The sequence below is a fragment of the Pseudomonas sp. MDT2-39-1 genome, from assembly GCF_054898085.1.
On record NZ_CM142716.1, the window covers coordinates 6344748 to 6370576 of the forward strand.

Genomic DNA, 25829 nt, shown 5'->3' on the forward strand with positions numbered 1-25829 from the left:
CGATCGGCCTCCCCCAGAAACGCACTTGCTGTTGTATGAATCCTTAAGCGTAACCTCTCTCGTTGGAATCAGGGTCAACATACAAGGAGCGAGGCTTGCCCGCGAAGGCGCCAGTCCAGACGACACACTTCTAAAACCTTGGCCAAACCAGTCAGACAACTTGATAGCTTTGACCATTGCCCCGATCCCCGCGCGGGGCGAGTATTTCTGTGGTTTTTACGGTTCCCCCAACCTAATAAAAATACAGAGGGATTCTGGCAATGCGTGATTACTTGTCTGCCACGTCACAGTTCAATTATCAGCACACCGTCGACGCCGCACTCGCGGGTGATTTGACCGCCCTCAACGCCTGCGTCGAGTGTTGCGACCGGCACGCCTTGCCGGGGCGCATTGCGCTGTTCTGGGAAGGCCGCGATGGCGCCAGCGCGACGTACACCTTCAGCGAGCTGCAAGACAAAGCCGCGCGGTTTGCCAATTTCCTCCTGGCCCAAGGCGTGAAGAAAGGCGACAAGGTGGCCGGCCTGCTGCCACGTAACATCGAATTGCTGATCACCGTATTCGCCACCTGGCGCATCGGCGCGGTCTATCAGCCGCTGTTTACCGCCTTCGGCCCGAAAGCCATCGAGCACCGCCTCACCTGCTCCGGGGCCAAAGTGGTGGTCACCGACGCGGTTAATCGCTCAAAACTCACTGAAGTCGCGGACTGTCCGACTATCGTTACCGTCGCCGGTCCAAAGGGCCAAGGCATTGTCCGTGGCGATTACAGCTTCTGGGCCGAACTGGCCAATTATTCCACTGAGTGCGAACCGGTGCTGCTGACCGGCGAAGACCCGTTCCTGCTGATGTTCACCTCGGGCACTACTGGCCCGTCGAAAGCCTTGTCCGTTCCGCTCAAGGCCATCGTCGCCTTCCAGAGCTACACACGCGACGCCGTGGACCTGCGTCCCGAAGACGCGTTCTGGAACGTGGCGGATCCGGGCTGGGCCTACGGCATCTATTTCGGCGTCACCGGGCCGATGGCGATGGGGCATCCGATCACCTTCTACGACGGCCCGTTCACCCTCGAAAGCACCTGCCGGGTGATCAACAAATACGGGATCACCAACCTCACCGGCTCACCGACGGCCTACCGCTTGTTGATTGCTGGTGGCGACGAATTCGCCAAGTCGATCAAAGGCAAGCTGCGCATTGTCAGCAGCGCCGGCGAGCCGCTGAACCCGGAAGTGATCCGCTGGTTCGCCGACAACCTCGGCGTGGTCATTCACGACCATTACGGTCAGACCGAACTGGGCATGGTCCTGTGCAATCACCACGGCATTGAACACCCGATCCACATGGGCGCCGCCGGTTTTGCTTCGCCGGGCCACCGCATCGTGGTGCTCGACGACGAATACAAAGAACTCGGCGTCGGCCAGCCAGGGATCTTGGCCATCGACCGCACCCAGTCGCCAATGTGCTGGTTCGCCGGTTATGAAGGCGCGCCAACCAAAGCCTTCGTCGGCAACTATTACCTGAGCGGCGACACCGTCGAGTGGAACCCGGACGGCAGCATCAGTTTCGTCGGCCGCAGCGATGACGTGATTACCACTTCCGGCTATCGAGTGGGCCCGTTCGACGTGGAAAGCGCGCTGATCGAACACCCGGCGGTGGTCGAGGCGGCGGTGGTCGGCAAGCCCGATCCGGAGCGCACCGAGCTGGTCAAGGCCTTCGTCGTGCTCAGCGCGCAATACCGCGCCGCGCCGGAACTCGCCGAAGAGCTGCGCCAACACGTGCGCAAGCGTCTGGCGGCGCATTCGTACCCGCGTGAAATCGAATTTGTCAGCGAGTTGCCGAAAACCCCAAGCGGTAAATTGCAGCGCTTTATCTTGCGCAACCAGGAAATCGCCAAGGCTCAAGAGGCCGCCGCGAAGAACGTTCAAGCTTGAATCAAGGACACAATGATGCAGATCGAAAACAAGGTTTTTCTCGTCACCGGCGGTGCGTCGGGCCTCGGTGCAGCCACCGCTGAAATGCTGGTCGCGGCCGGCGCCAAAGTGATGCTCGTGGACATGAACGCCGAAGCCGTTGCGGCCCAGGCTGAACGTCTCGGCGCGCAAAGCGTGGTGGCAGACATCAGCGACGAAGCCGCCGCCGAAGCCGCGGTACAGGCGACGGTGAAAGCCTTCGGCGGCCTCAACGGGCTGGTCAACTGCGCCGGCATCGTGCGTGGCGAGAAGATCCTCGGCAAGAACGGCCCGCACGCGCTGGCCAGTTTCAGCCAGGTGATCAACGTCAACCTGATCGGCAGCTTCAATATGCTGCGTCTGGCGTCGGCGGCCATCGCCGAAACCGAAGCAGATGCCGACGGCGAGCGCGGCGTGATCATCAACACTGCCTCGGCGGCGGCGTACGATGGCCAGATCGGCCAGGCTGCCTACGCCGCGTCGAAAGGCGCGATCGTCAGCCTGACCTTGCCCGCCGCCCGCGAACTGGCGCGCTTCGGCATCCGCGTGATGACCATCGCCCCCGGCATTTTCGAAACCCCGATGATGGCCGGCATGACCCCGGAAGTCCGCGCGTCCCTGGCGGCCGGCGTGCCATTTCCGCCGCGCCTGGGCAAACCGGACGAGTATGCCGCGCTGGTCAGGCATATCATTGAAAACAGCATGCTCAATGGCGAGGTGATCCGTCTCGACGGTGCCTTGCGCATGGCCGCCAAGTAAGGAGATTTGTCATGACTATTGTCAACGATCCCATCGTAATCGTCAGCGCCGTCCGCACCCCGATGGGCGCTTTCCAGGGCGAACTGAAAAGCCTGACCGCACCGCAACTCGGTGCGGCGGCGATTAAAGCAGCGGTCGAGCGCGCCGGTATCGCCCCTGAATCGGTCGAAGAAGTGCTGTTTGGCTGCGTACTGCCCGCAGGCCTCGGTCAGGCCCCGGCGCGGCAAGCCGCATTGGGTGCGGGGCTGGATAAATCGACCCGTTGCACCACGCTGAACAAGATGTGCGGCTCGGGCATGGAAGCGGCGATTCTGGCCCACGACATGCTCGTCGCCGGCAGCGCCGATGTGGTGGTGGCGGGCGGCATGGAAAGCATGTCCAACGCGCCGTACTTGATGGACCGCGCCCGCAGCGGTTACCGCATGGGCCATGGCCGCGTGCTCGATTCCATGTTCCTCGATGGCCTGGAAGACGCCTACGATAAAGGCCGCCTGATGGGCACCTTCGCCGAGGATTGCGCCGAAACCAACGGTTTCAGCCGCGAAGCCCAGGACGCGTTCGCCATCGCTTCGACCACCCGCGCGCAGCAGGCGATCAAGGACGGCAGCTTCAAGGACGAAATCGTTCCGTTGACCGTGACTGTCGGCAAAGAGCAGGTGCTGATCAGCAACGACGAACAGCCACCGAAAGCCAAACTGGACAAGATTGCCTCGCTGAAACCGGCGTTCCGTGAAGGCGGCACCGTGACAGCGGCCAACTCCAGTTCGATTTCCGATGGTGCGGCGGCGTTGGTGTTGATGCGTCGTTCCGAAGCCGACAAACGCGGCCTCAAACCACTGGCGGTGGTCCATGGCCACGCGGCATTCGCCGACACGCCGGGCCTGTTCCCGGTGGCACCGATCGGCGCGATCAAGCGGCTGATGAAGAAAACCGGCTGGTCGCTGGACGAAGTCGATCTGGTCGAAGTCAACGAAGCCTTCGCCGTGGTCGGCATGGCTGCCATGACTCACCTGGAAATTCCCCATGAGAAACTCAACGTGCACGGCGGCGCTTGCGCCTTGGGCCACCCGATTGGTGCGTCTGGCGCGCGGATCCTTGTGACCTTGCTCTCGGCCCTGCGCCAGAAAGGCCTGAAACGCGGCGTTGCGGCGATCTGCATCGGCGGCGGTGAAGCCACGGCCATGGCCGTGGAATGCCTCTACTAAGGCTGACGCATATCCCAATGTGGGAGCGGGCTTGCTCGCGAATGCGGTGTGTCATTCAACATCAAGGTTGACTGACAGGGCCCCTTCGCGAGCAAGCCCGCTCCCACAGGTCCTCGCATGCAGGCTCAAATTTTAAGGATTTGGCATGATTCCCAATGACGAACAACTTCAGATCAGCGACGCGGCCCGGCAGTTTGCCCAGGAACGGCTGAAACCGTTCGCCGCCGAGTGGGACCGCGAGCATCGCTTTCCCAAGGAAGCCATCGGCGAGATGGCCGAACTGGGTTTCTTCGGCATGCTGGTGCCAGAAGAGTGGGGCGGTTGCGACACTGGCTACCTGGCCTACGCCATGGCCCTGGAAGAGATCGCGGCCGGTGATGGCGCCTGCTCGACCATCATGAGCGTGCACAATTCAGTGGGTTGCGTACCGATTCTCAAGTACGGCAACGACGATCAGAAAGAACGCTTCCTCAAGCCATTGGCCAGTGGCGCGATGCTTGGGGCCTTTGCACTGACCGAACCGCAGGCCGGCTCCGACGCCAGCGGCCTGAAAACCCGCGCCAAGTTGAACGGTGATCACTACGTGCTCAACGGCTGCAAGCAGTTCATCACCTCCGGGCAGAACGCCGGGGTGGTGATAGTGTTTGCCGTCACCGACCCGAGTGCCGGCAAGCGTGGTATCACGGCGCTGATCGTGCCGACTGATTCGCCGGGCTACAAAGTCGCACGGGTCGAGGACAAACTCGGTCAGCACGCCTCCGACACCTGTCAGATCCTGTTCGAAGACGTGAAAGTCCCGGTGGCCAATCGGTTGGGTGAGGAGGGCGAAGGTTACCGGATCGCCCTGGCTAACCTTGAAGGCGGCCGTGTCGGCATCGCCTCGCAATCGGTGGGCATGGCCCGCGCTGCGTTTGAAGCGGCCCGCGACTACGCCCGTGAGCGTGAGAGCTTCGGCAAGCCGATCATCGAACACCAGGCGGTAGCGTTCCGCCTGGCAGACATGGCAACCCAAATCGCCGTTGCCCGGCAAATGGTGCATTACGCAGCGGCATTAAGGGACAGTGGCAAACCGGCCTTGGTCGAAGCGTCGATGGCCAAACTGTTCGCCTCGGAAATGGCCGAGAAGGTTTGCTCCTCTGCGTTGCAAACCCTCGGCGGTTACGGTTACCTGAACGACTTCCCGCTGGAGCGGATCTACCGCGACGTGCGGGTGTGCCAGATCTACGAAGGCACCAGCGATATTCAGCGCATGGTCATTTCGCGCAACCTCTGAAAGAAACCTGTAGCAGCTGTCGAGTGAAACGAGGCTGCGATCTTTTGTTGTTGTTTTAATGAGCCAGATCGACAGCTCGCAGCCTCGTTTCACTCGACAGCTGCTACAGAGATCGAGCTTTTTGCAAAACAGGAGTTAGTTATGAGTTACGAAACGATTTTGCTGGAAACTCACGGTCGTGTTGGCCTGATCACCCTCAACCGTCCGCAAGCGCTGAACGCGTTGAATGCGCAAATCGTCAGCGAACTGAACCACGCCCTCGATGGCCTGGAAGCCGACTCGAACATCGGCTGCATCGTGCTGACCGGCTCGAAAAAAGCCTTTGCCGCCGGTGCCGACATCAAGGAAATGGCCGAGCTGACCTACCCGCAGATCTACCTCGACGACCTGTTCAGCGACAGCGATCGCGTGGCCAACCGCCGCAAGCCGATCATCGCCGCGGTCAACGGTTTCGCCCTGGGTGGTGGCTGTGAACTGGCGCTGATGTGCGACTTCATCCTGGCCGGTGACAACGCCCGGTTCGGTCAGCCGGAAATTAACCTCGGCGTATTGCCGGGTATGGGCGGCACCCAGCGCCTGACCCGCGCCGTGGGCAAGGCCAAGGCCATGGAAATGTGCCTGAGCGGGCGCTTGATCGATGCGGCAGAAGCCGAGCGCTGCGGGATTGTCGCGCGGATCGTACCGGCGGATGAGTTGCTGGAAGAAGCGCTGAAAGTAGCGGCGTTGATCGCCAAGAAGTCGCTGCCGATTGCGATGATGGTCAAGGAAAGCGTCAACCGCGCGTTTGAAGTGAGCCTGTCCGAAGGCGTGCGCTTTGAGCGTCGGGTGTTCCATGCGGCATTTGCGACGCAGGATCAGAAGGAAGGGATGGCGGCGTTTATTGCCAAGCGTGAGGCCGAGTTCCAGGGTAAGTAATTCAGCGTTCTCGCCGACGCCTTCGCGGGCAAGCCTCGCTCCTACGGGGATATGCATTCCCCTGTAGGAGCGAGCGGGCGGCGATCCGACTTGCCCGCGAAGCTTTTAGGGCTTACACCAGATAATTTTTCAACTCGCGGGCAATCACCATCCGCTGTATCTCGCTAGACCCTTCATAAATCTGCGTAATCCGCGCATCCCGGTAATAGCGCTCCACCGGGTAATCCTCCAGATACCCATACCCGCCATGAATCTGCATCGCTGACGAGCAGACCTTCTCGGCCATTTCCGACGCAAACAGCTTTGCCTGCGAGGCCTCTGACAGGCACGGCTTGCCGGCGCTGCGTAACCGCGCGGCGTGCAGGATCAGCAAACGCGCCGCGTTCAGCCGGGTGTGCATGTCGGCCAGCAGGTTGGCGATGCTCTGGTGCTCGATGATCGGCTTGTCGAACTGCACCCGATCCCGGGAATAAGCCAGCGCCGCTTCGAACGCGGCACGAGCAATCCCCAACGCCTGCGCGGCGATGCCGATGCGTCCGCCTTCGAGGTTGGACAGGGCGATGGCCAAACCTTTGCCGCGATCACCCAGCAGGTTGGCTTCGGGAATCGTGCAGTTGCTCAGGGTTACCGCGCAGGTATCGGACGCCCGAATACCCATTTTGTGTTCGGTGCGATCAACGATGAAACCCGCAGTGTTCGTCGGCACCAGAAATGCCGAGATTCCGCGCTTGCCCAGATCCGGATCGGTCACCGCGAACACGATGGCCAGCTTCGCCCGTTTGCCGTTACTGACGAATTGCTTGGCGCCGTTGATGACCCACTGGCCGTCGCGCAGTTCAGCGCGGGTGCGCAGGTTGTGGGCTTCGGAACCGGCCTGGGGTTCGGTCAGGCAGAAGCAGCCGATGGCCTGACCGCTGGCCAGATCCGGCAGCCAGGTCTGTTTCTGTTCTTCAGTGCCGTAGTTGAGCACCGGTCCGCAGCCCACGGAGTTGTGAATGCTCATCAGTGCGCCCGTGGCGCCGTCACCGGCCGAAATCTCTTCCACTGCCAGGGCGTAGGCGACGTAGTCGACATAGGTACCGCCCCATTCTTCAGGCACCACCATGCCCAACAGGCCGAGTTCGCCCATCTTCGCCACCAGACCGTCATCGATCCAGCCGGCCTTTTCCCAGGCTTGTGCGTGGGGCGCGATTTCGCCGCGGGCAAAGTCCCGGGCCATGTCGCGGATCATGACTTGTTCTTCGCTCAATTCGATATCGTGCATGGCTCAGTTCCCGCTCTGGTCAAAACCGCTGAAGAAACTCGCGACGTGCTCGGCGTCCAGCGCCTGCAAGGTCGGCGGGTTCCAGCGCGGTTTCTTGTCTTTATCGATCAGTAAGGCGCGTACGCCTTCGATCAGGTCGCCGCGCTCGAACCACTGACGGTCCAGGTGCAGCTCAAGGGCGAAGCAGTCTTCCAGGCTCAAGTGCCGACCACGACGGAGCATTTCCAGGGTCACGCCCATGGCCAGCGGTGAACGGCTTTCCAGCAGGTCGGCGGTGGTCGTGGCCCACACGTGACTGTCGGCGACCGTTACTTCACGCAGTTGCTCCACAATACTCGGCACATCAGGCAGGGCGAAGAAGTGATCGATGGCCGGGCGCAAGGCGCTCAGCGGTGCATCGGGAAGTTGTTGCACCGCGAATTTCGCCAGCAGGCCCTGAAGGTCCTTGAGCGGCGTTTCGCGCCATTCGAGCTGATCAAGTTGCTCGTCGAGGGTGCCCAGCTTGGCGCTTTCCAGGTACCAGTCGGCCAGACCGCAATAGAGCGCATCGGCCGCGCGGATCTGCACGCCGCTGACACCGAGATAAATCCCCAGTTCACCGGGGACCCGTGGCAGGAAGTGGCTGCCACCGACGTCCGGAAAATAACCGATGGCCACTTCCGGCATCGCCAGGCGGCTTTTCTCGGTGACCACTCGCAAGTCAGCGCCTTGCACCAGGCCCATGCCGCCGCCCAGGACAAAGCCGTCCATCAAGGCCAGCACTGGTTTGCGGTAGTGGTGAATGGCAAGGTCGAGGGCGTATTCCTCGACGAAGAAATCTTCGTGCAACGTGTCGCCGCTTTTGAAACTGTCATACAGCGAGCGAATATCGCCGCCGGCACAGAACGCTTTCTCGCCAGCACCGCGCAAGACTACGGCGTGAATCTGCGAATCCTGCGCCCAGGCGTCGAGCTGACGCTGCAGGTGGCGGACCATGTGGAGGGTAATGGCATTGAGGCCGGCGGGGCGATTGAGGGTCAGGTGACCGATGTGGTTGCGAACCTCGGCCAGCACTTCGTTTTGCGTGGCATCCATGGACGAAGTCCCCTTCGATGAAACCTGAGCAGTCATCACTAACTCCCTGCTTTTATTGTTCTTTATAGAGAAGCTCGCGCGCGAGCGATCCCGGATCGTACCAGTGCAAATTTGTGATGTACAACCGGGATATGTGCAGGTGCTTCCTGCATATTTGCATGGCTTAATGTGGGAGCAGGCTTGCTCGCGAAGACGGAGTGTCATCCAGCATCAATGTTGACTGACAGTGCCTCTTCGAGGGCAAGCCCGCTCCCACAGGGATTTGTGCCGCGAGGAACTTTGGCTAAGGACTTCACCAATACTGTGACGTTTGGCGTGCAACTCACTGATATGGATCAGTTATTCAAGGTCTTCCGGGGTGACATCGAAGAACGCTTCTGTTTCAGCCCAGGGGTTTATTAAACGGAGATGTTTAATAGACATCTCCAGACACTCTCTCAGGCTACACATCCTTGCGCCGTTACCTACGACTGCGCCAGAATCCGCCGGCTTGTGCGCCTTGGGCCAGGGTTTTATCGTTTCCCCGTTGCTGAAGAACAGCGATGGGGGTTTGGTAGCCCCGGGTTTCATGTGAGGTGCTAAGCATCACCATTTACGGCGTTTTTTCGTCTCTTTTTTATGGTGGTCATGCACAGGGCGTCTTCGGGCGCGCCGGTCTCCTCACATCCCGGTCTACCAACCTGTGCATGGCCACCACCCATTCGTTTGGTAGCGAAAGGCTGAAGGCTCCCATATACGATGAGAGGAGTTTCACCAATGTTCAAACCAACACCCAACCCACCCGAAACGGACGACGTTTCCCCCTACGAATCCACCGATTCCAAAAAACTCAACGAGGCCGCCGAGCGTGCGCTCGACTTCCACTTCCCGTCCCACGCCGACATCAAAGCCACCCCGCGAACACGCAGTACCCTGTTTTCCGTAGACACAGAAGCCACGACCGAAACCCTGGCGGTTTACCTGGTCGAGACGCTGGCCTCGGTCGATGTGATGGTGCACCAGTTGGTGGATCATCTGGAGGGTGAATCGCGTTACGCGCTTTTGGGTATTTCGAACAGCATCATGATGGCGGAGATCACGGCGAATCGGGTGCTGGATAACGTGCCCGCAGGGTTAGCGTAAATTCAGAGAAGAACACTTACCTGTGCGGGTGCACTTACCTGTGGCGAGGGAGCTTGCTCCCGCTCGGCTGCGCAGCAGTCGTAAATCCGGATTACGCGGTGTGCCTGTAAGTTCGCTAGTTGACTCGGGCCAGGGCATCCGCGTCGATCCCAGGAACGCTATGTGCGACGCGACAACACCTCACCAATACTGCGACGTTTGGCATGCAACTCACTGATATGGATCAGTTGTTCTAGGTCTTGCGGGGTGACATCGAAGAACGCTTCCATGTCGGCCAAGGCCAGTTTCAAGTCCTGAGCGGTGATGGCCTGGCTTTCGATCGGCGGTTGATCGGCCGGCACCACGGCCACCGGTTCGCTGGCACGTTTGGGGTAGCGAATGCGCGTCAGGTTGTTGTACGCCAGGGCGCTGAGCAGCATGGTCATTGCAGCGAGCATCACCGGGCCGAGGGCTTTCCAGTCCAGCGCGATGGTCGCCGGATCTGCCAATACCAACAGCAGCGCCAGTGCTCCGGCTGGCGGATGCAGGCAACGCAACCAGCACATCAGAACCAGCGCCATGCCCGCCGCCAGGCATGCACTGCCGAGGGTTCGTCCGAGTACGTGAGCGACCAGCAGCGACACGACGCCGGCGCTCAAATATCCGCCAAGAATCGACCACGGCTGGGCGAGCGCGCCGGAGGAGACCGCGAACAGCAACACGGCCGATGCGCCCAACGGCCCGATCAAATGCTGGGCCACTTCCATGCCGAACACCTGTGCGCAAATCCAGACGCTGAGCATCGTGCCCAGGGACATGCCGATGGCGGCGCGGCTCCATTCGGATGGACGGGTGTTGATGGCGGCAGGTAACCAGCGAGCGAACATGAGGCAGACGATCCGTTGGCAAAAAGCTATGCAAAAAAAAGGCTTAGCTGGGAAACCCAGAAAGCCTTTGAAGGTGTTCCAACTATTGGGGGAGGAACGGGGCACAGTGTGCCATTCATTCCCGATGCTGACAAATTCATATAAATGCAGTTTGAGTGCATTATTTTTGCTGTAAGGCGATTCGGCGACCACTCATGAAACACAGGAACCCGCCCATGGCCGTCAGCGCGCTCAAGGCATAAAACATCGTGGGTGCGGGCGTGTGCATCAGCAGAAATCCGCAAATCACCGAGCTTAGCGCACCGCCGAGGGCCGCGAGGTTTTGTGCGCCGTAATAACTGCCGCGCAGTTCTTCAGGGGCCAGGGTGTCGACGAAGAGGAATTCGGCGGGGTAAATGATCATTTCACCGAGGGTGAAAATGAACATCGCCACGCACCAGCTCACCAGGCTGTCGGCCAAACTGAAGCCGATCAACCCGACGATAAACAGGCTGGTGCCGCCCGCAATCCAGTAACGCAGTTGTTCGCGCTTGAGGAAACGGCCGATCTGGTACTGCAGCAGGATCACGCTGATGGCGTTGCACGCGAGCAGGGCGGCCATCGTTTCCAGCGCGCTAGGAGTCATGGGTCACCAGCAGGTATTGCGACAGGTACAGGGTGAACGGCCGTGGACCACGGTGCTGAGCAGGCAACCGCAGGTGAACATGATCAGCGTGCGGTCGTTCTTCAGGGTGATCAGCGTCTTGAGAAAACTCTGGGGCTGGCCGATCACGGGTGTCGGGGCCGAGTCCTTGGGGACCCCGATCATCAGGAAAATACTGAAGAACGCGATGCCGCCGGCCATCAGGAACGGCGCGATCGGGTACACGCCGGCAATCACCACGCCGAGCATCGGGCCGGTGGCGTAGCCGATGTTGGTCAGGGTGTAGCGCAGCGAAAAGGCTTTGGCGCGCTGCCCCATGGGCAGGTTTTCGCTGAGGATCGCTTTCGAGCCGATCAGGAACAGCGCCGAGGCGGTTTCGGTGATCACCTGGGTGGCGGTGGTCAGGTAGAGGTTTTCGGCGAAGGTCAGCAGCACGAAACCGATGGCGCTGGAGAGCATGGCGAGGATTAGCAGCCGACGCTTCTCGAGGCGGTCGATGATGTAACCGCCGTAGAGCGCGAGCAGGGTGGCGATGAACACCGCGATGCCCAGCAGCAAGCCGACGTCCTGTTGGTTGAGGCCGAGCTTGTTGCTCAGGAACAACGTGAGCAGCGGGCTGGTGATGGCGCGACTGACGACGATGGTCAGCGAAACGATCATCAACCGGCGGATTACGAGCGAGTAAGTGGCCACGGTGGTGCAAATGTCCTTATTTAATGATCTCAGAGCTGATCGTAGAGCCAGATAGTCGCTGCATCCGCTCATTCATACGAGGTAATCCCGGTAATGCCACTCATACACGGCCGCCGGATGGTCCTCGGTCACAGGCAGCGCCGATTCACCCCACCATTGAGCGACCTCGGCACCTGTGCAATCCACACGTCATCGTGCTGTTGAATCCCCTCAAGCAACCCACGCAACACGCCAATCCGCCCAGGCGTAGCAATGATCTCCGGGTGCAGTCGCAGCACATAACACAGCCCAAAGCGGTGAAATCCGGCGAAGTCCATTTGCAGGTTGCCCAAGGTGTGGCTGTAAGAAGCGATCCGCGATTGCGTCGGCGGTACGGCCGGGCTGAGGTTGAAGGCGAAGTAGGGTTCGTCTTCCAGTTCGTAGTGCAACGGCAACTCGATGACGTCGGGTGCCGTCGGATGAGCGAATGGCAAATCATCGCCGCGCCAGGATGAGGACCAGCGAATATCGTGATCCTTCAATGCCTCGATGAAACCCGGCGCACCGTTACCGGCCGGGATGCGAAACCCCGTCGGCCGCTGGCCCGTCAGCGCGGTTAATGCCTCGCAGCCTTTGGCAATCTCGGCGCTTTGCTCAGTGAGGCTCAGGGTGTCGTAGTTCTGATGGCGATAGCCTGCGCAGGCAATCTCATGCCCGCCAGCCTGGATGGTCCGAATGTGCTCGGGGTTTTCCTCGGCGACGATGCCGGGAATAAACCAGCTGCTGGAAACCCCCAGTTCTGCGAACAAACCGCGTCGCCCCAAGTAAGGTTTCAACTTCAGGCGTCGCAACTGGATGAAGTGGAACGAGGCGTTGTAGAGGGGCGGTTAGTGGCAGGGATTGTCCCGGTTTATCAGAAGCGCGAAGCGTTTGATTATTACTCGTTGTACGAAGAACGCTCGCAGGTTTACTGCGCGTTCGGTCATCCGCTGTTCTCGGTGCCAGACGCATAAATTGGCGGCGACGTATTCAAGGATTACGAGTGAATCAACCACCGCCATGCGATCCACCGCGACAAGCTCAACTTTGCCGTGTACGGCGGCTTGTCCGCCTCGGCAACCCCAGTCGAAGCTGTGGCGCTGCTGATTGAGACCGGACGCTTTCTCGGTTTCCTTCCGCAGCATTACGCCGCCGCCATGGTCGTGGAAGGACTGCGCGCCCTTCGCCCCGCATCGATTCACTTCGACACGCCGTTCCATCTGATCCTGCGCCATAACACCCTGCGCAGTCCGTTGGTGAAGGCGTTTGCGCACAAGCGTTAAAGGTCGATTTGAGGGGGGCGGATGAGGGGCTACTGGGAGTAAAGACTTTATTTTCCGTCAAGCTTTCGAAGCTTTTTTGGCATAATTTTCAAGCCGAAGCCTGACACAACAACAAAGCACATAATTACCACTACTCTTGCCGCAAAAACGTCCATTTCGAAAAAATAAACTATTAATAGTGAGATCCATGCTGTATGAAAGCCGGAGCAGGCAAGAATAAATAAATACATTGTCGCTGCAGCAATTACTTTTTCGAGAGTCAACATTTAATCTTCCACTTCACGGGGCATGCAAATGAGTGAAGAAAAATACATGTAAATGCAATCCAGCCAATAAACGGATATTCCGAAATTATGTCTGGTCGATAACCTAGAAGTGGGAAGTCGTTAGCTTGAACGATATCTATATAAGGCACTACGAATAGGCCGTTGAATGCAAGACCTGCATACAGTTTTGTATGATTTAAGTCTTCGCCAGACAAGCGTTTTTTTAGAGAATAGGCTGCGCTAACGGAGCAGACTGCTATTAATGGAAAAAGCCAAACAATCATTTTTCCAGCTCTTCATATACTTGCCTTCCTGTCTGAAGGGTGGTCTGCCCTTCCAGTATCAGTGCTTGAGGTGCCATGGTTTTGTATGCGCGTATGTAGTCCGTTTTGATATATCTAAACAATCGCCAAGCATCCGGTTTTAGTACAGTTCGAGTAAGTCCATACACTGACATCCCAATATCCAACGACCCATACGCAATATTGCCTTCTCTTTCAGTCTGTCCAACACCCATAGCTATCGCTTGATAAACCTTGCGGGTCGGCCCCTCCGTATCAGTGCGGTCCTCCAATAGGTTACGGCCATTTTCATAAACATTATTCGCACCATGGAGCATCATCGGTCCACCAAGAAAAAGGCACAAAGTACCCGCTGAGCCGTAGCAAATCCCAGCACCTGTCAATATCTGCATCCCTCCCGCAACCGCGCCCGCGCCTTTTTTGGCAACTTCCCACGACTGGCTCAGCAAACTACTCTGTTCGTTCTTGATCTCCTTGAGACCCTGCTCAGCACTTTTCCGCCCCTGCGCTACATCATTAACAATACCTCTCGCGTAATAAGAAACTTCGCGTTTGAACTGTAAGCGCAGCGTGCCATCTTTCAGGTGTCGAGAAGCCAGCGTACAGGCCTGGTTGGTCAAATTGCCCGCCGCCTTACTAACGGCCCAGTAATCGCAACTACTGTCTTCGCAGCGATCCTTCAACGGTGTCATTCGTTATTTCCCCAGGATCCGTATCCGCTGGTTCCTGCCAGATGGTGCCTCCACGTGATTTCGCGATAGCGAATAGCAACGTGCTCTTGAGGCTCGACATCGTTCTGTAGAACTACGTGGGGCATGTCAAGTGTCAGGTCGGCAATAATGCCGCCTTCAATTTCAATACTGAAGAATTTCTCCTGAAGACCATACGAAGAAATTCGGTAGAAACTTATCGCACAGCTAATTTCCTCTCTACTGGATAGCGCTTGCGCGAGTAAAGGAGATGACTTGTCGACATTTTTTGTGATGACAAGCGGGCGGTGTGTAGGCTTATTAATGTTTCCTATGTTGGACATGTTGTGACTGTAAGACAGCACCATGATTTCATCAGTATGCGCTGTTTGACATTTATTGCCGATTGAGTCTTGAGTTGAACAACCCGCCGATATCAGTCCTTGAGTCTTTCCTGTGATGGTCATATAGCCGTGATTAGCCATTTAGGTGTCGCTCCTTTTGTCGATGGGGCACCTTATTGAAAACGCCTTCGGGTATATGTAGGGCGTTTCCGGGTATCCGGTAGGACGAGAGCGAATCTGCGGGCGTAACGTGCTACAGAGTGGAATGCAGCAACACGTAATCGTTTTTGTCGAAGCGCCCGCTCAACACGGGCGGCAACGCACCCAAAGGCGTGCCCTGCCGGGTGCGGTAGTCACTTTTATCCATCATCAGCCACTGCGGCCCCTGAAGACTTTCCAGTTCGTGGATTGACTCGGTAAACACCGGTTGCAGATCCTGATCGATGTTGACCATGAACTTGATCGCCTTAGCGTCCTTGCCCATGCCATGCAGAACCAGAGGCGCCGGGTCTTTCTGCACCCGTGCTAACGCTGCACGGCTGAAAGACTGAGCGTCGTAGAGCTGACGTTCAACCGGTTCGAACACCAGAATGTCAAACGACCAAAGCGCCAGAACCGCGCCAAAGGCCAATGTTTGCGCGCGCCAGCGGGATCGGAAAAGCACGGTAAGGCCGATCACTTGCAGCGTGCCGAGCATGATCAACGCCGGAGTGAAGTTTGTCAGTTGCCCAGGAAAACGTCACCGCCAAGGGCAACAAGCAGTTGATCAAATACGCCCCGGCCTGGGCCTTTGAAAAACTGCAGGCTTGGCTGGAACTGCGCCGTTCGCACCTCAAGGAAGGCGAGGTGGACGACCCGTTCCTGTTCAACCGTATCCGTCGTGGTAGCCACATCACCCGCGAGCGCATCACCAAACACGCGATCTATCACATCGCCCGGCAGCGCGGTGCGCAGGTCGGGTTGAAAATCATGCCGCATGATTTTCGGCGTTCGTTCATTACCCGGGTGATCGAAGAGCACGACCTGTCGATCGCGCAGAAGCTCGCTCACCACAGCAACATCCAGACGACGGCCAACTACGATGTACGCGACGACAACGAACGGCGCCGGGCAGTGGACCGTTTCGATCTTTGACGTTCACGGTTCGCTCAGCACATGGGCATGGCCTATGGTCGAAACGTGAACCGCGCTGCCGGCGGGGGGCGCGTACATGCCCGAACTGCGCACCATCAATGATCGGCCGTGCGGATCGCCTGCGGCGGTAGGCTGCAACTCCACCGTCAAGGTGCAGGTGTTGCCGCTGAAATCCCGTTCGGTCACCACGGCGCGACACCCGGCGACTTCGGTCGGACTGGGCTGGATGCTGACCAGTTGCAACTGCTCGGGGCGCAGCATGATCTGCGCCGATTTGTTGTTCCGGTGGTTGTTGACCGGTATGCGACCCAGATCGCAATGGGCCCAACCCGCTTCGATCCGGGCGGGCATGACCACGGCATCCCCGAGAAACAGCGCGGTTTGTTCGTCGTCGGGATAACGATAAAGATCCAGCGGATGCCCCGACTGCACCAGCCGACCGTCGCGCATCACCGCCAGCTGATCGGCAAACGACAACGCCTCACTCTGGTCATGGGTGACCAGAATGGTGGTGACACCGGCATCGGTCAGCAGGCGGGCGACCATTTTGCGCATAGCGCCCCGAAGGCCGGCATCGAGCGCCGAAAACGGCTCGTCCAGCAACATCAGTCGCGGCTGCTGCGCCAGGGCTCGCGCCAGTGCCACACGCTGTTGCTGGCCGCCAGACAATTCATGGGGCCAACGTTTGGCCATGCTCGAATCCAGGGCGACGCTGTCCATCAACTCGGCGACTCGCTGGTGTTTGGCCTCGCCCTTGGTCGAAAGCCCGAAACCAATATTGGCGGCCACGGTCATGTGCGGAAACAAAGCACCGTCCTGGGGCACATAGCCAATCAAACGCTGATGCGCCGGGATTTCGTGGGTGTCGTCAACCAGCGTCTGGCCATTGAGCGACAGCTTGCCGGTGTCCGGAAACTCGAAACCGGCGATCATCCGCAGCAACGTGGTTTTGCCGGAACCGGACGGGCCGACGATCACCGTTCGGCTGCCGCTGGGCACCGACAGGCTGATGTTCTCCAGGGCTTTGTGAGCGCCGTAGGATTTGTAGATTGAATCGAGTTCTAGAGCGTTCATCGGCCAGCCGTTCGTTTGGATTGGTGATAAAGAAGTCCGGTCAACGGAAGCGACAGCAAAATCATCAGCAAGGCATAGGGCGCCGCAGCGGCATAGTCGATTTCGCTGGTCATGGCCCAGAAACCGGTGGCCAGGGTGCGCGTACCGTTGGGGGCGAGCAGCAGGGTCGCGGTCAGCTCATTGGTGATCGCCAGAAACACCAGCGCGGCGCCGGCGGCAGCTCCGGGCGCGGCGAGGCGCAGGGTGATCAGCCACAAGGCCCGGGCAGGCGAACGGCCGAGACTGCGCGCCATGTTTTCCAGTTCTATCGGCGCCTGCGCAATACCTGCACGCAAGCTCACCAACGCGCGGGGCAGAAACATCAGCAGATACGCCAGCAGCACCATGACCGTGGTCTGGTAAATCGGCCGTGCGAAATGGATGGTGACGGTCACCAAGGCCAGCGCCACGACAATCCCGGGCAACGAGCTGGTGATGTAGTTGCAGCTCTCCAGCAATCGTTGCAGCCGGCCCGGTGAGCGAATCGACAGCCAGGCAATTGGGACGGCGGCGCAGGTGGTGAGGACTGCGCCGCAGATCCCCAGCAGCAGTGTGTGTTCCAGCGCCGGCATGAGCTCGGCCAGGTCCCAGACTTGCGTGCCGCCTGCGATCAACCATTTGCCCAAAGTGAATAGCGGTACACCCAGTGCCAGGGCGCAGGTGGTGATTTGCAGCATCAATCCAAGCACGCAGGCTTGAGCGCCCAGACGCACCACCCGCTGCTTACGGGCGCTGCCGGAGCCGAGCCGGGCGTAACGCGCTGTACCGCGAGCGGCGGATTCGGCGGTCAGCATGACCAGACAACACAGCGCGAGCACGCTGGCCAGCATGTGGGCGGCGGGGCCGTTGAAGGTGGATTTGAACTGATCGAAGATCGCCGTGGTGAAGGTGTCGAAGCGGATCATCGCGTACAGGCCATATTCGGCCAGCAAGTGCAGGCCTACCAGCAAGGCACCCCCACAGATGGCCAGGCGCAGTTGCGGCAGCACCACACGCCAGAAGATCGCCCAGGGCTTGAACCCCAACGATTCGGCGACGTCTTCGATCGCCGGATCGAGCCGGCGCAGGGTGGCGGCAATGGGCAGGTACAGGAACGGGAAGTAGGCGATCACCGAGACCAGCACCCCGGCAAACAGCCCATGAATCGGTGGAATCAGGCTGACCCAGGCATAGCTGTGAACGAACGCTGGTACTGCCAGCGGCGCGGTGGCCAGCAACGACCACCCACGTCGACCCGGCAGGTTGGTGCGTTCCGTCAGCCAGGCCAGGGCCAGGCCAAGGGCAACGCACAGGGGAATCGTGATCACCACCAGCAACACCGTGTTGATCAGCAACTCGCCGACCCGTGGGCGCAATACCAGCGGCACCAGCGTTGCCCAGCCGGTTTGTATCGACACGCCGATGACGAAGGCAATCGGCATCAGCGCCAGCAACGAAACCAGCACCGACAAACCGATCACCCACGCGCCGCCGCGACCGGCGAAGGCGCCACGGGCGCGGCGTCGCAGGTTGTCGGGTATCGCGGCAGGGATACCCGTTGGCAGGGTTTCAGGCATCACTTAAAGCAGTCCCGCCTGAGTCATCAGCTCCACGGCTTTTTTGCTGTCGAGTTTTGAGGCATCGACCGCAGGGGCGTCGAGCTGCTGCAAAGGCACCAGTTTTGGATTGGATTGGGCGTTTTTGCCCACGGCGTATTCGAACGATTTGCCGGTCTTGAGAATGTCCTGGCCGTCCTTGTCGGTGATCCATTTCAGCAACGCCTGGGCCTGTTCCTTGTGTTGGCTGGACGCCAGAACGCCGCCGCCCGAGATGCTGACAAACGCACCGGGATCCTTGTGTTTGAAGTAGTGCAGGGCGGTGTTCTTGCTGTTTTCGCCGGTCTTGGCCTGGTCGCCGAAGCTGTAATAGTGATAGATCACGCCGCTGTCGACCTGTCCGGCATTCACCGCTTTGAGCACCGAGCTGTTGCCGCGATAGGCGGTGAAGTTGGTTTTCATCCCTTTGAGCCACTCCAGCGTTGCGGCTTCACCCTTGAGTTCCAGCACGGCCGCGACAATCGCCTGGAAATCGGCACCGGCCGGCGACGCGCCCCAGCGACCTTTCCAGGCAGGAGTTGCGAGATCCATCAGCGATTTTGGCAAGTCGGCTTCAGGCAGTTTGCTCGGGTTATAGACAAACACCGTGGAGCGCGCAGCGATCCCAACCCATTGGCCGTGGGCCGGACGATAAGCGGCATCGACTTGTTCCAGAGTGGCCGGCGCGACCGGTGCAAACAGCCCTGCATTGTCCACCAGCACCATGGCCGGGGAGTTTTCGGTCAGGAACACATCGGCCGGGGAGGCGGCGCCTTCCTGCACAATCTGGTTACCCATCTCGGTATCGTCACCATTGCGCACGGTAACCTTGATCCCGGTTTCCTTGGTGAAGCCCTCGACCCAAGCCTTGGTCAGGCTTTCGTGTTGCGCGTTGTAGACCACGATGCCGTCGGTGTCGGCTGCAAATACGTGTCCGGCGCTGAGCAGTGCGGTGGCCAGCAAGGCCATTTTGAGGAATGAAGGGGTAGGGGTGACCATTCTGTCGGCAGCTCCAGTTCTTTTTAGAAGGCATGCACGTCAATTCGCTGGCAAATCAAGCGAACCGTTTGCATGGTACAAGTCGCAGGGAATGTAGAGCGTGAAATGAGAAATTAACGTCAAAGAAACCGTTAACACATGTCATTTTCATTCAGATTAGCAGCACCTCGGCCCCTTGCCCGATGGATCTGAATCTAACGATGTCGTCATTGACTGGATGGGCAGCCTTTCGCAGCACCCGCGGCGGCCTGACTGATCGCAGCAGCCAAACGCTTCACGTTGTTCTGATGAGCGGCCACCAATTCATCAACCCTGGGCCCTGAAGGTGTCTGCAGCGTGTTGCGGCAGGTCACCAGCGTGGTATCGCTTTCGCCAAAATTGCGCAGGCGCCATTTGACGTCGATCAAAGCGTATTGCCCCGGAATCGAGTCGAAGCGCTGCACATCCAGGCGCACGGACAGTTTGCGCACAGGATTGCTGTTGACCAGTTGATCCACCATGGCGCTGCGCAACTCATCCACCAGACTGGCCGCCCACCATTCGGTTTCCAGAATCGCCAGGCCGCTGTTGCCTTGGCGGATAACGATCTGCGGCCGATCGACTTGGGGCGGAACGCTGATGCCTTCAATCTGAATCTCCGCGGCACCGCTCCTCGAATTGGCGCTCAGTTGCGCCGGCATCAGGGTGTGAAACTGGATCGGATCACTGCGGCAAGCGGTGAGCAGCAGCAGCGCGGTGGCCAAGGTGATCTTCAGCGAAAAAGCCATGGGTGTTGCTCCTGTGGTCAATTGCGCGGTGGCGCCTGCAGGTCCATCGGTGCGGCGTTGTTGGGTCGGCCGCGAATCAGCGATTCCGGATGCCGCCCGAGGTAATCCGAGAGCTCACGCAAGGAGCGCGACATGCGCCCGAGCTCGTCCAGGGTCTGGGTCAACTGCTCACGTTGCGGTGAGTCTTCGGCCAGGGTCGAACTGGCCGATTGCAGTGTCTTGCTGACGTCGGCCAGGGTGGTTTGCACGCCCGGCAGGGTCTTGGCGTTGAACTGGGCGAGACCTTTGCGCAGTTCGACGAGGTTGCTGTCCAGATTGCCGGCAATCCGCTCGATGGGCAGTTGGTTGATCTTGTTGACCATGCCTTCGAGTTTTTCCTGCAACTGTTCGAGGCTGCCGGGAACGGTCGGAATACTGACCGGACGGGCGCTCGGATCGAACGCGACTTTCTCGGCCTTGGGGTAGAAATCCAGCGCGATGTACAGTTGGCCTGTCAACAGATTGCCGCTGCGGGCCTGGGCGCGCAGACCGTTCTCGATGAACGTGCCCATCAACCGCACGCCAGCGGCTTCATCATTGGGATCATGATTCAGCGCCTTGAGCATTTTGGTGTGCGCCTGACCCAATTTCTGCGGATAGATCACAATGCCGACGTTAACCGGAAAGCTGCGTTTCTTCGCGTCGAAATCCAGATTGATCGCCACCACTTTGCCGATTTCCATGCCGAGGAATTCCACCGGTGCATCAACCCTGAGCCCGCGCAAGGCCTGGTCGAAACGCAGGCTCAGGTATTGCCCCTTGCCACTGGGCGGGGCGAGGGCCGTTTGCTGGTCGGCGAACAGTTCGTAGGCATATTCCTCAGCCGCCGGTTTATCGTCGGGGCTGTATTCCGGCGCGCGGAAGGCGATGCCGCCGACCAATAGCGATGACAACGACTCGGTCTTCACCGCAAATCCATTGGCGCCGACACTGACATCGATGCCGCTGGCGTTCCAGAACCGGGTGTTTTCGGTGACGTAGGCGTCATTGGGGGAGTGAATGAACAGGTCGATGTTCACGCCTTTGCCGTCAGGGTCGAGGGCGTAGGCGACCACCTGGCCGACCGGGATTTTTCGATAGTAAACCGGTGAGCCGATGTCCAGTGACCCGAGGTTCTGGGTATGCAAGGTAAAGCGCTTGCCCGGCTCGCCATAGGTAATCGGTGGCGGGTTTTCCAGCCCTTTGAAGTTCTTCGCGCGGTTGTTGGCCTGGCCAATATCGGCGCCGATGTAGTCGCCGGAAAGCAGGGTGTCGATGCCCGACACGCCGCCAGCACCGATACGCGGACGCACCACCCAGAATTGCGAGTCTTCGCGGGTGAAGCTTTCAGCCTGTTTGGCCAGTTTGATCGTGGCGTTGACACTCTTCTGGTCGCCGCTCAGCTCCACGTCCGAGACCTGCCCGATCACTACGTTGCGGTATTTGACCTCGGTCTTGTTGGCGGTAAGGCCGTTGCCGGTCTTGAACGTGACGGTGATGGTCGGGCCTTCCTGCAGCATGCTGTGGACCACCAGAGAGAGGCCCACCAGCACAGCGATGATCGGCACGATCCAGACCAGCGAAACGCTGAAACGACGAGTCTTGATTGGGGCCTGTCCGGGGGCTTGCGTCCCTTCAGTGACTTGCGACTTCATCCATGGCCTCCTCGTTGTGTGGTTTATCCGACGGCTCTTTATCCCAGATCATTCGCGGATCGAAGCTCATCGCCGACAGCATGGTGAACACCACCACCAGACCAAAAAACAGAATGCCCGGGCGCGGTTCGATATCGGCCAGGGCTTGAAATTTCACCAGCGAAGCCACCAGCGCCACCACGATCACGTCGAGCATGGACCAGTAACCGATGACCTCGACAAAACGGTAAAGCTTCGATCGCTCCCTGCGCGCCCAAAGGCTGTCGCGATGCACCGTGACTAGCAGCAACGTCAGGGCGACGAACTTGATGCCCGGCACCGCGATGCTGGCGATAAAAATGATCAGGGCGATATCCCAGGCGCCGTGCTGCCAGAACTCCAGCACGCCACTCATGATCGTGCTATCGGCGCCGTTGCCGACCATTTTGGTATTCATCACCGGCAACAGATTGGCCGGGATGTAAAACACCAGGGCCGTGACCATGTAGGCCCAGGTGCGTGTCAGCGAGTTGCTTTTGCGCCGATGCAACGGCGCGCCGCAGCGCTCGCATTCGTGGGGTTCCATCGTCATGTCACAGGCCAGTCCGCAGCTATGGCACAGGCACAGGTTGAGTTCGCTGGCGACCGGAGGCGTTGTCATAAGATGTCCCACAGGTCGCGGACATCGCGCCCGGCGATGCGGATCATCATCAGGCTGAGCACGGCCAGGGCGAACAGGCCAATGCCGGGCAGTACATCCAGCAGCCCGGCGAGTTTGATGACCGCGACCATCGCCCCCAGCAAACAGACTTCCAGCATGCTCCAGGGCCTGAGGGTTTCCAGCCAGCGCATGCAAAATTTGAAAGCGGGCGAGCGTCGGGAGGCGAGGGCGAAGCTCAGCACCCAAATCAGCAGCAATAGTTGGAAAATCGGCGCGATGATCATCGCGATCGCCGCCACCATGGCGATGAACGTGATCGGCCCCAGGGTCAAGGCCATTACCGAATCCCAGAGTGTTGCGCTGTTTTTCAGGCCTTTGAGGCTGATGCTCATGACCGGGTAGAAATTGGCGAAGATCCATAACACCAACGCGGTCCAGGTCAACGCCAGGCGTTGCTCCACCGTCAGGCCGTTATAGCGCTGGAGCACGCCGCCGCAGCGTGTGCACAGGGTTTTTTGATGTTTGGCGAGCGTGACTTTTTCATACACGCAGTCGCAGTGCTCGCAGATGATCAGTTGGTCAGTCGTAGCCATAGGCCGCACTCGCCAGGACGCAGGAAAGTCAGAGCACCTCCTCAATATAGAAGTGCCTCGCGATTGAGCAAATCGAAAGACTCAATCGCCTGATAGACCGTGTCATCGTGATCGTTCCCACGCTCTGCGTGGGAATGCAGCCCGGGACGCTCTGCGTCCCATCGAGAGCCGAACGCGGAGCGTCCGAAGAGGCATTCCCACGCAGAGCGTGGGAACGATCAACTCAGCCAACCAGTTCGCGCAAGCGATACCAGAACATCCCAAGCGCCAGCAGCGGAGAACGCAACATTGGCCCACCCGGAAAGGTCATGTGCGGCACGGCGCTGAACACATCGAACCCTCGACTGTGCCCGGTATGGATCGCTTCGCCCAACAGCTTCGCGCACCAATGCGTCACGTTCAGCCCATGCCCCGAGTAACCCTGGGCGTAGAACACGTTCGGGTGCTGACTCAAGCGCCCGACTTGCGGGAAACGGTTGGCGGAGATGCCAATCCTGCCGCCCCATTGATAGTCGATGCGCACGTCACGCAGTTGCGGGAAGACCTTGAGCATCTGCGGACGCATGTACGCGGTGATGTCCGCCGGATCGCGCCCGGAATAGTGGCAGGCCCCACCGAACAGCAAGCGCCGGTCTGCCGAGAGCCGGTAGTAATCGAGGCCGACTTTCTGGTCGCACAACGCCAGGTTCTGCGGGATCAACTGCGCTGCAACCTCAGGCGCCAGAGGCTCGGTGGCGATGATGTAGCTGCCTGCCGGGAGCACCTTGCCACTGAGTTTCGGCTCGAGCTCTTCAAGGTGTGCGTTGCAGGCCAGCACCAGACTGCCGGCGCGCACCGTGCCGCCCGCACAACGAACCTGCACCGTGCTGCCATGGATCAACTCCAGTACCGGGCTCTGCTCGAAGATCTGCACGCCAAGGGAGTGCGCCAATCTTGCTTCGCCCAGCACCAGATTGAGCGGGTGCAAATGGCCCGAGCCCATGTCGATCAGACCACCGGCATAGACGCCTGAATTCACCACTTGCTGGCGGATTTGCTCCGGCCCGACCAGGCGGGTTTCATGGCCGTAACCTGACTCGGCCAGACCTTGCCGCTCCGCTTTGAACGCCGCGAACTGCACCTTGGTGTTTGCGAGCTCGCAGAATCCCCAGCGCAGGTCGCACTCAATCCCGTGTTCACGGATGCGATTGCCCACCAGCTCAACCGATTCGATACCCGCACGCTCCAGATAGCGCACGCCGTCCTCACCGACATACCGGGTCAAACCGCTGACGTCATGCCCGATGCCGCGGATCAGTTGCCCGCCATTGCGCCCGCTGGCGCCCCAGCCGATCCGCCGGCCCTCCAGCAGAATCACCGAGAGCCCGCGCTGAGCCAGTTCGATCGCCGTGTTGACGCCGGTGAAACCGCCGCCGATCACGCAGACATCGGCCACAAGGTCCAAGGCCAGTGTGGGGTAGGGCGTCAGGCTATTGGCTGTCGCCGCGTAATAGGAATGTGCGTGTTCGTTATTCATTTGTTGGACTTCACTTTGCTCCAGGAACGGGTCATCAGTCGCATGATCGCCTGAGGCGGGGTGGTCGAAATGTAGAGTTTGTCGAGGACTTCCTGGGGTGGATAAACCTCAGGGTTGTTCACCAGCTCCGCGTCCATGTATTCCTTGGCGGCCGGGTTCGGGTTGGCGTAACCGACCGAGGCGCTGACCTTGGCAATCACTTGCGGACCCAGCAGGTAGTTGATGAAGGCGTGGGCTTCTTTCGGGTTGCCGGCATCGGCGGGAATCGCCAACAGGTCAAACCACAAATTACTGCCTTCCTTCGGGATTGCGTAGGCGATGTTAACGCCGTTCTTGGCTTCCTTGGCCCGGTTCGCGGCCTGGAACACGTCTCCCGAGTAGCCGAAAGCCACGCAGATGTCGCCGTTGGCCAGGTCCGACACGTACTTGGAGGAGTGGAAATAGGTGATGTAAGGCCGGATGCTCAACAGTTTGGCTTCGGCTTTTTTGTAGTCCTCGGGGTTCTCGCTGCGCGGGTCCATGCCCATGTAGTTGAGGATCGCCGGAAATACTTCATCGGCCGAATCCATCATCGACACACCGCACTGGCTGAGTTTCTTGATGTTTTCCGGTTCGAACAGCACAGCCCATGAATCAATGTGGTCGATGCCGAGCACTTGCTTGACCTTGTCGACGTTGTAGCCAATGCCGTTGGTGCCCCACAGGTACGGCACGGAATGCGCGTTACCCGGATCGTTTTTCTCCAGCAGAGCTAACAGTTTCGGGTCGAGGTTCTTGAAGTTGGGCAACTGCGCGCGGTCCAGCTTGAGGAACGCGCCGGCCTTCACCTGACGGGCCAGGAAGTGGTTGGACGGCACGACTACGTCATACCCGGTGCGGCCGGCGAGCAATTTGCCCTCAAGGGTTTCGTTGGAATCGAAGACGTCGTAGATCACCTTGATCCCGGATTTGGCCTGGAAATCGACGAGGGTGGTTTCGCCGATGTAATCGGTCCAGTTGTAGACGCTGACGGTGGGTTGAGCCTGGGCAACGGCACTGAACAACACGGCCAGCGCGGCCGGCACCATGGATTTCAATAGACGCATAGCGACACCTCTTTTGTTATTAGACTGTGTAGGAGCGAGGCTTGCCCGCGAAGGCGGACTGACTGTCAACGGTGAT

General features: G+C 59.3%; 21 protein-coding genes and 6 pseudogenes. 8 read left to right on the top strand and 19 right to left on the bottom strand.

Annotated elements, in window-relative coordinates:
- Positions 1-260 precede the first annotated feature (260 nt).
- The 5 genes from ACYZTM_RS29345 (at position 261) to ACYZTM_RS29365 (ending at position 6095) form a co-directional block, all read left to right on the top strand.
- The gene (locus ACYZTM_RS29345) at positions 261-1925 is read left to right on the top strand and encodes an AMP-binding protein (protein ID WP_461986171.1); all 1665 of its coding nucleotides are present in this window, start codon (positions 261-263) and stop codon (positions 1923-1925) included.
- A gap of 15 nt (positions 1926-1940) precedes the next feature.
- Complete coding sequence (locus tag ACYZTM_RS29350) at positions 1941-2702, top strand: SDR family NAD(P)-dependent oxidoreductase (protein ID WP_109631732.1); 762 nt, start codon at positions 1941-1943, stop codon at positions 2700-2702.
- 11 nt (positions 2703-2713) lie between these two features.
- Positions 2714-3907, top strand: coding sequence for an acetyl-CoA C-acyltransferase (locus ACYZTM_RS29355; protein WP_461986173.1), 1194 nt, complete (start codon positions 2714-2716; stop codon positions 3905-3907).
- Between the two features lie 145 nt (positions 3908-4052).
- Entirely contained in the window at positions 4053-5180 is a 1128-nt protein-coding gene (locus ACYZTM_RS29360; RefSeq protein WP_461986174.1) for an acyl-CoA dehydrogenase, read from the top strand.
- A gap of 141 nt (positions 5181-5321) precedes the next feature.
- Positions 5322-6095: an enoyl-CoA hydratase gene (locus ACYZTM_RS29365; protein ID WP_461986176.1), complete on the top strand. Its 774-nt coding sequence runs from the start codon at positions 5322-5324 to the stop codon at positions 6093-6095.
- A gap of 112 nt (positions 6096-6207) precedes the next feature.
- On the opposite strand, the gene ACYZTM_RS29370 is transcribed toward ACYZTM_RS29365, so the two are convergent.
- The 3 genes and pseudogenes from ACYZTM_RS29370 to ACYZTM_RS29380 all read right to left on the bottom strand — a co-directional run.
- Positions 6208-7359, bottom strand: coding sequence for an acyl-CoA dehydrogenase family protein (locus tag ACYZTM_RS29370; protein ID WP_131062142.1), 1152 nt, complete (start codon positions 7357-7359; stop codon positions 6208-6210).
- A 3-nt stretch (positions 7360-7362) separates the two neighbouring features.
- Positions 7363-8469, bottom strand: coding sequence for an enoyl-CoA hydratase/isomerase family protein (locus ACYZTM_RS29375; RefSeq protein ID WP_131062143.1), 1107 nt, complete (start codon positions 8467-8469; stop codon positions 7363-7365).
- 246 nt (positions 8470-8715) lie between these two features.
- A pseudogene (locus ACYZTM_RS29380) lies at positions 8716-8820 on the bottom strand (HPP family protein); the annotation flags it as partial.
- 369 nt (positions 8821-9189) lie between these two features.
- Here ACYZTM_RS29380 and ACYZTM_RS29385 point away from each other — a divergent pair.
- Positions 9190-9555, top strand: a complete 366-nt coding sequence (locus ACYZTM_RS29385) for a DUF6124 family protein (protein WP_461986179.1) — start codon at positions 9190-9192, stop codon at positions 9553-9555.
- Between the two features lie 158 nt (positions 9556-9713).
- On the opposite strand, the gene ACYZTM_RS29390 is transcribed toward ACYZTM_RS29385, so the two are convergent.
- The 3 genes and pseudogenes from ACYZTM_RS29390 to ACYZTM_RS29400 all read right to left on the bottom strand — a co-directional run.
- A complete protein-coding gene (locus ACYZTM_RS29390; RefSeq protein WP_461986181.1) occupies positions 9714-10421 on the bottom strand; it encodes an HPP family protein in 708 nt (235 codons plus the stop codon).
- Between the two features lie 160 nt (positions 10422-10581).
- Positions 10582-11829 (bottom strand): annotated as a pseudogene (locus ACYZTM_RS29395) (MFS transporter).
- A pseudogene (locus ACYZTM_RS29400) lies at positions 11830-12545 on the bottom strand (polysaccharide deacetylase family protein); the annotation flags it as partial.
- Between the two features lie 6 nt (positions 12546-12551).
- Here ACYZTM_RS29400 and ACYZTM_RS29405 point away from each other — a divergent pair.
- Positions 12552-13072, top strand: a pseudogene (locus tag ACYZTM_RS29405) (LysR substrate-binding domain-containing protein); the annotation flags it as partial.
- 33 nt (positions 13073-13105) lie between these two features.
- Here the strand turns inward: ACYZTM_RS29405 and ACYZTM_RS29410 are convergent.
- The 4 genes and pseudogenes from ACYZTM_RS29410 to ACYZTM_RS29425 all read right to left on the bottom strand — a co-directional run.
- The gene (locus tag ACYZTM_RS29410) at positions 13106-13324 is read right to left on the bottom strand and encodes a hypothetical protein (RefSeq protein WP_165557489.1); all 219 of its coding nucleotides are present in this window, start codon (positions 13322-13324) and stop codon (positions 13106-13108) included.
- 280 nt (positions 13325-13604) lie between these two features.
- A complete protein-coding gene (locus ACYZTM_RS29415; RefSeq protein WP_461986183.1) occupies positions 13605-14318 on the bottom strand; it encodes a DUF4225 domain-containing protein in 714 nt (237 codons plus the stop codon).
- Positions 14315-14800 carry an Hcp family type VI secretion system effector gene (locus tag ACYZTM_RS29420; protein ID WP_131062145.1) on the bottom strand — a complete coding sequence of 162 codons (486 nt, stop codon included), beginning with the start codon at positions 14798-14800 and terminating at the stop codon, positions 14315-14317. Before ACYZTM_RS29420 ends, ACYZTM_RS29415 begins: the two co-directional genes overlap by 4 nt.
- Positions 14801-14912: 112 nt before the next feature.
- Positions 14913-15374: pseudogene (locus ACYZTM_RS29425) on the bottom strand (glycosyltransferase); the annotation flags it as partial.
- A gap of 23 nt (positions 15375-15397) precedes the next feature.
- On the opposite strand from ACYZTM_RS29425, the pseudogene ACYZTM_RS29430 reads away from it, so the two are divergent.
- Positions 15398-15793: pseudogene (locus ACYZTM_RS29430) on the top strand (tyrosine-type recombinase/integrase); the annotation flags it as partial.
- A 3-nt stretch (positions 15794-15796) separates the two neighbouring features.
- On the opposite strand, the gene ACYZTM_RS29435 reads toward ACYZTM_RS29430, so the two are convergent.
- The 9 genes from ACYZTM_RS29435 to ACYZTM_RS29475 form a co-directional block, all read right to left on the bottom strand.
- The gene (locus tag ACYZTM_RS29435) at positions 15797-16867 is read right to left on the bottom strand and encodes an ABC transporter ATP-binding protein (RefSeq protein ID WP_461986186.1); all 1071 of its coding nucleotides are present in this window, start codon (positions 16865-16867) and stop codon (positions 15797-15799) included.
- Positions 16864-18462, bottom strand: a complete 1599-nt coding sequence (locus ACYZTM_RS29440; RefSeq protein WP_461986188.1) for an ABC transporter permease — start codon at positions 18460-18462, stop codon at positions 16864-16866. The genes ACYZTM_RS29435 and ACYZTM_RS29440 overlap by 4 nt, the downstream gene beginning before the upstream one ends.
- Before the next feature lie 3 nt (positions 18463-18465).
- Complete coding sequence (locus ACYZTM_RS29445; protein WP_461986190.1) at positions 18466-19479, bottom strand: iron ABC transporter substrate-binding protein; 1014 nt, start codon at positions 19477-19479, stop codon at positions 18466-18468.
- A 206-nt stretch (positions 19480-19685) separates the two neighbouring features.
- Positions 19686-20246 (bottom strand): PqiC family protein, encoded by a 561-nt coding sequence (locus ACYZTM_RS29450; RefSeq protein ID WP_131062149.1) that lies wholly within the window; start codon positions 20244-20246, stop codon positions 19686-19688.
- Between the two features lie 17 nt (positions 20247-20263).
- Positions 20264-21919, bottom strand: coding sequence for a PqiB family protein (locus ACYZTM_RS29455; RefSeq protein ID WP_131062150.1), 1656 nt, complete (start codon positions 21917-21919; stop codon positions 20264-20266).
- Positions 21900-22559 (bottom strand): paraquat-inducible protein A, encoded by a 660-nt coding sequence (locus ACYZTM_RS29460; protein WP_131062151.1) that lies wholly within the window; start codon positions 22557-22559, stop codon positions 21900-21902. The genes ACYZTM_RS29455 and ACYZTM_RS29460 overlap by 20 nt, the downstream gene beginning before the upstream one ends.
- Complete coding sequence (locus ACYZTM_RS29465) at positions 22556-23152, bottom strand: paraquat-inducible protein A (protein ID WP_461986193.1); 597 nt, start codon at positions 23150-23152, stop codon at positions 22556-22558. The genes ACYZTM_RS29460 and ACYZTM_RS29465 overlap by 4 nt, the downstream gene beginning before the upstream one ends.
- A gap of 223 nt (positions 23153-23375) precedes the next feature.
- Positions 23376-24668, bottom strand: coding sequence for an NAD(P)/FAD-dependent oxidoreductase (locus tag ACYZTM_RS29470; RefSeq protein ID WP_461986195.1), 1293 nt, complete (start codon positions 24666-24668; stop codon positions 23376-23378).
- On the bottom strand, positions 24665-25753 hold the full coding sequence (locus tag ACYZTM_RS29475) for a polyamine ABC transporter substrate-binding protein (protein ID WP_131062154.1): 1089 nt from the start codon (positions 25751-25753) through the stop codon (positions 24665-24667). The genes ACYZTM_RS29470 and ACYZTM_RS29475 overlap by 4 nt, the downstream gene beginning before the upstream one ends.
- Between the last annotated feature and the right edge of the window lie 76 nt (positions 25754-25829).

What these genes read in the sequence shown, in the direction of transcription:
- ACYZTM_RS29460 (WP_131062151.1), bottom strand. Translation starts at nt 22,559, where the DNA reads ATGACAACGCCTCCGGTCGCCAGCGAACTCAACCTGTGCCTGTGCCAT.
- ACYZTM_RS29370 (WP_131062142.1), bottom strand. Translation starts at nt 7,359, where the DNA reads ATGCACGATATCGAATTGAGCGAAGAACAAGTCATGATCCGCGACATG.
- ACYZTM_RS29350 (WP_109631732.1), top strand. Translation starts at nt 1,941, where the DNA reads ATGCAGATCGAAAACAAGGTTTTTCTCGTCACCGGCGGTGCGTCGGGC.
- ACYZTM_RS29420 (WP_131062145.1), bottom strand. Translation starts at nt 14,800, where the DNA reads ATGGCTAATCACGGCTATATGACCATCACAGGAAAGACTCAAGGACTG.
- ACYZTM_RS29410 (WP_165557489.1), bottom strand. Translation starts at nt 13,324, where the DNA reads ATGTTGACTCTCGAAAAAGTAATTGCTGCAGCGACAATGTATTTATTT.
- ACYZTM_RS29445 (WP_461986190.1), bottom strand. Translation starts at nt 19,479, where the DNA reads ATGGTCACCCCTACCCCTTCATTCCTCAAAATGGCCTTGCTGGCCACC.
- ACYZTM_RS29415 (WP_461986183.1), bottom strand. Translation starts at nt 14,318, where the DNA reads ATGACACCGTTGAAGGATCGCTGCGAAGACAGTAGTTGCGATTACTGG.
- ACYZTM_RS29345 (WP_461986171.1), top strand. Translation starts at nt 261, where the DNA reads ATGCGTGATTACTTGTCTGCCACGTCACAGTTCAATTATCAGCACACC.
- ACYZTM_RS29365 (WP_461986176.1), top strand. Translation starts at nt 5,322, where the DNA reads ATGAGTTACGAAACGATTTTGCTGGAAACTCACGGTCGTGTTGGCCTG.
- ACYZTM_RS29390 (WP_461986181.1), bottom strand. Translation starts at nt 10,421, where the DNA reads ATGTTCGCTCGCTGGTTACCTGCCGCCATCAACACCCGTCCATCCGAA.
- ACYZTM_RS29435 (WP_461986186.1), bottom strand. Translation starts at nt 16,867, where the DNA reads ATGAACGCTCTAGAACTCGATTCAATCTACAAATCCTACGGCGCTCAC.
- ACYZTM_RS29470 (WP_461986195.1), bottom strand. Translation starts at nt 24,668, where the DNA reads ATGAATAACGAACACGCACATTCCTATTACGCGGCGACAGCCAATAGC.
- ACYZTM_RS29450 (WP_131062149.1), bottom strand. Translation starts at nt 20,246, where the DNA reads ATGGCTTTTTCGCTGAAGATCACCTTGGCCACCGCGCTGCTGCTGCTC.
- ACYZTM_RS29440 (WP_461986188.1), bottom strand. Translation starts at nt 18,462, where the DNA reads ATGCCTGAAACCCTGCCAACGGGTATCCCTGCCGCGATACCCGACAAC.
- ACYZTM_RS29475 (WP_131062154.1), bottom strand. Translation starts at nt 25,753, where the DNA reads ATGCGTCTATTGAAATCCATGGTGCCGGCCGCGCTGGCCGTGTTGTTC.
- ACYZTM_RS29455 (WP_131062150.1), bottom strand. Translation starts at nt 21,919, where the DNA reads ATGAAGTCGCAAGTCACTGAAGGGACGCAAGCCCCCGGACAGGCCCCA.
- ACYZTM_RS29355 (WP_461986173.1), top strand. Translation starts at nt 2,714, where the DNA reads ATGACTATTGTCAACGATCCCATCGTAATCGTCAGCGCCGTCCGCACC.
- ACYZTM_RS29385 (WP_461986179.1), top strand. Translation starts at nt 9,190, where the DNA reads ATGTTCAAACCAACACCCAACCCACCCGAAACGGACGACGTTTCCCCC.
- ACYZTM_RS29360 (WP_461986174.1), top strand. Translation starts at nt 4,053, where the DNA reads ATGATTCCCAATGACGAACAACTTCAGATCAGCGACGCGGCCCGGCAG.
- ACYZTM_RS29465 (WP_461986193.1), bottom strand. Translation starts at nt 23,152, where the DNA reads ATGGCTACGACTGACCAACTGATCATCTGCGAGCACTGCGACTGCGTG.
- ACYZTM_RS29375 (WP_131062143.1), bottom strand. Translation starts at nt 8,469, where the DNA reads ATGACTGCTCAGGTTTCATCGAAGGGGACTTCGTCCATGGATGCCACG.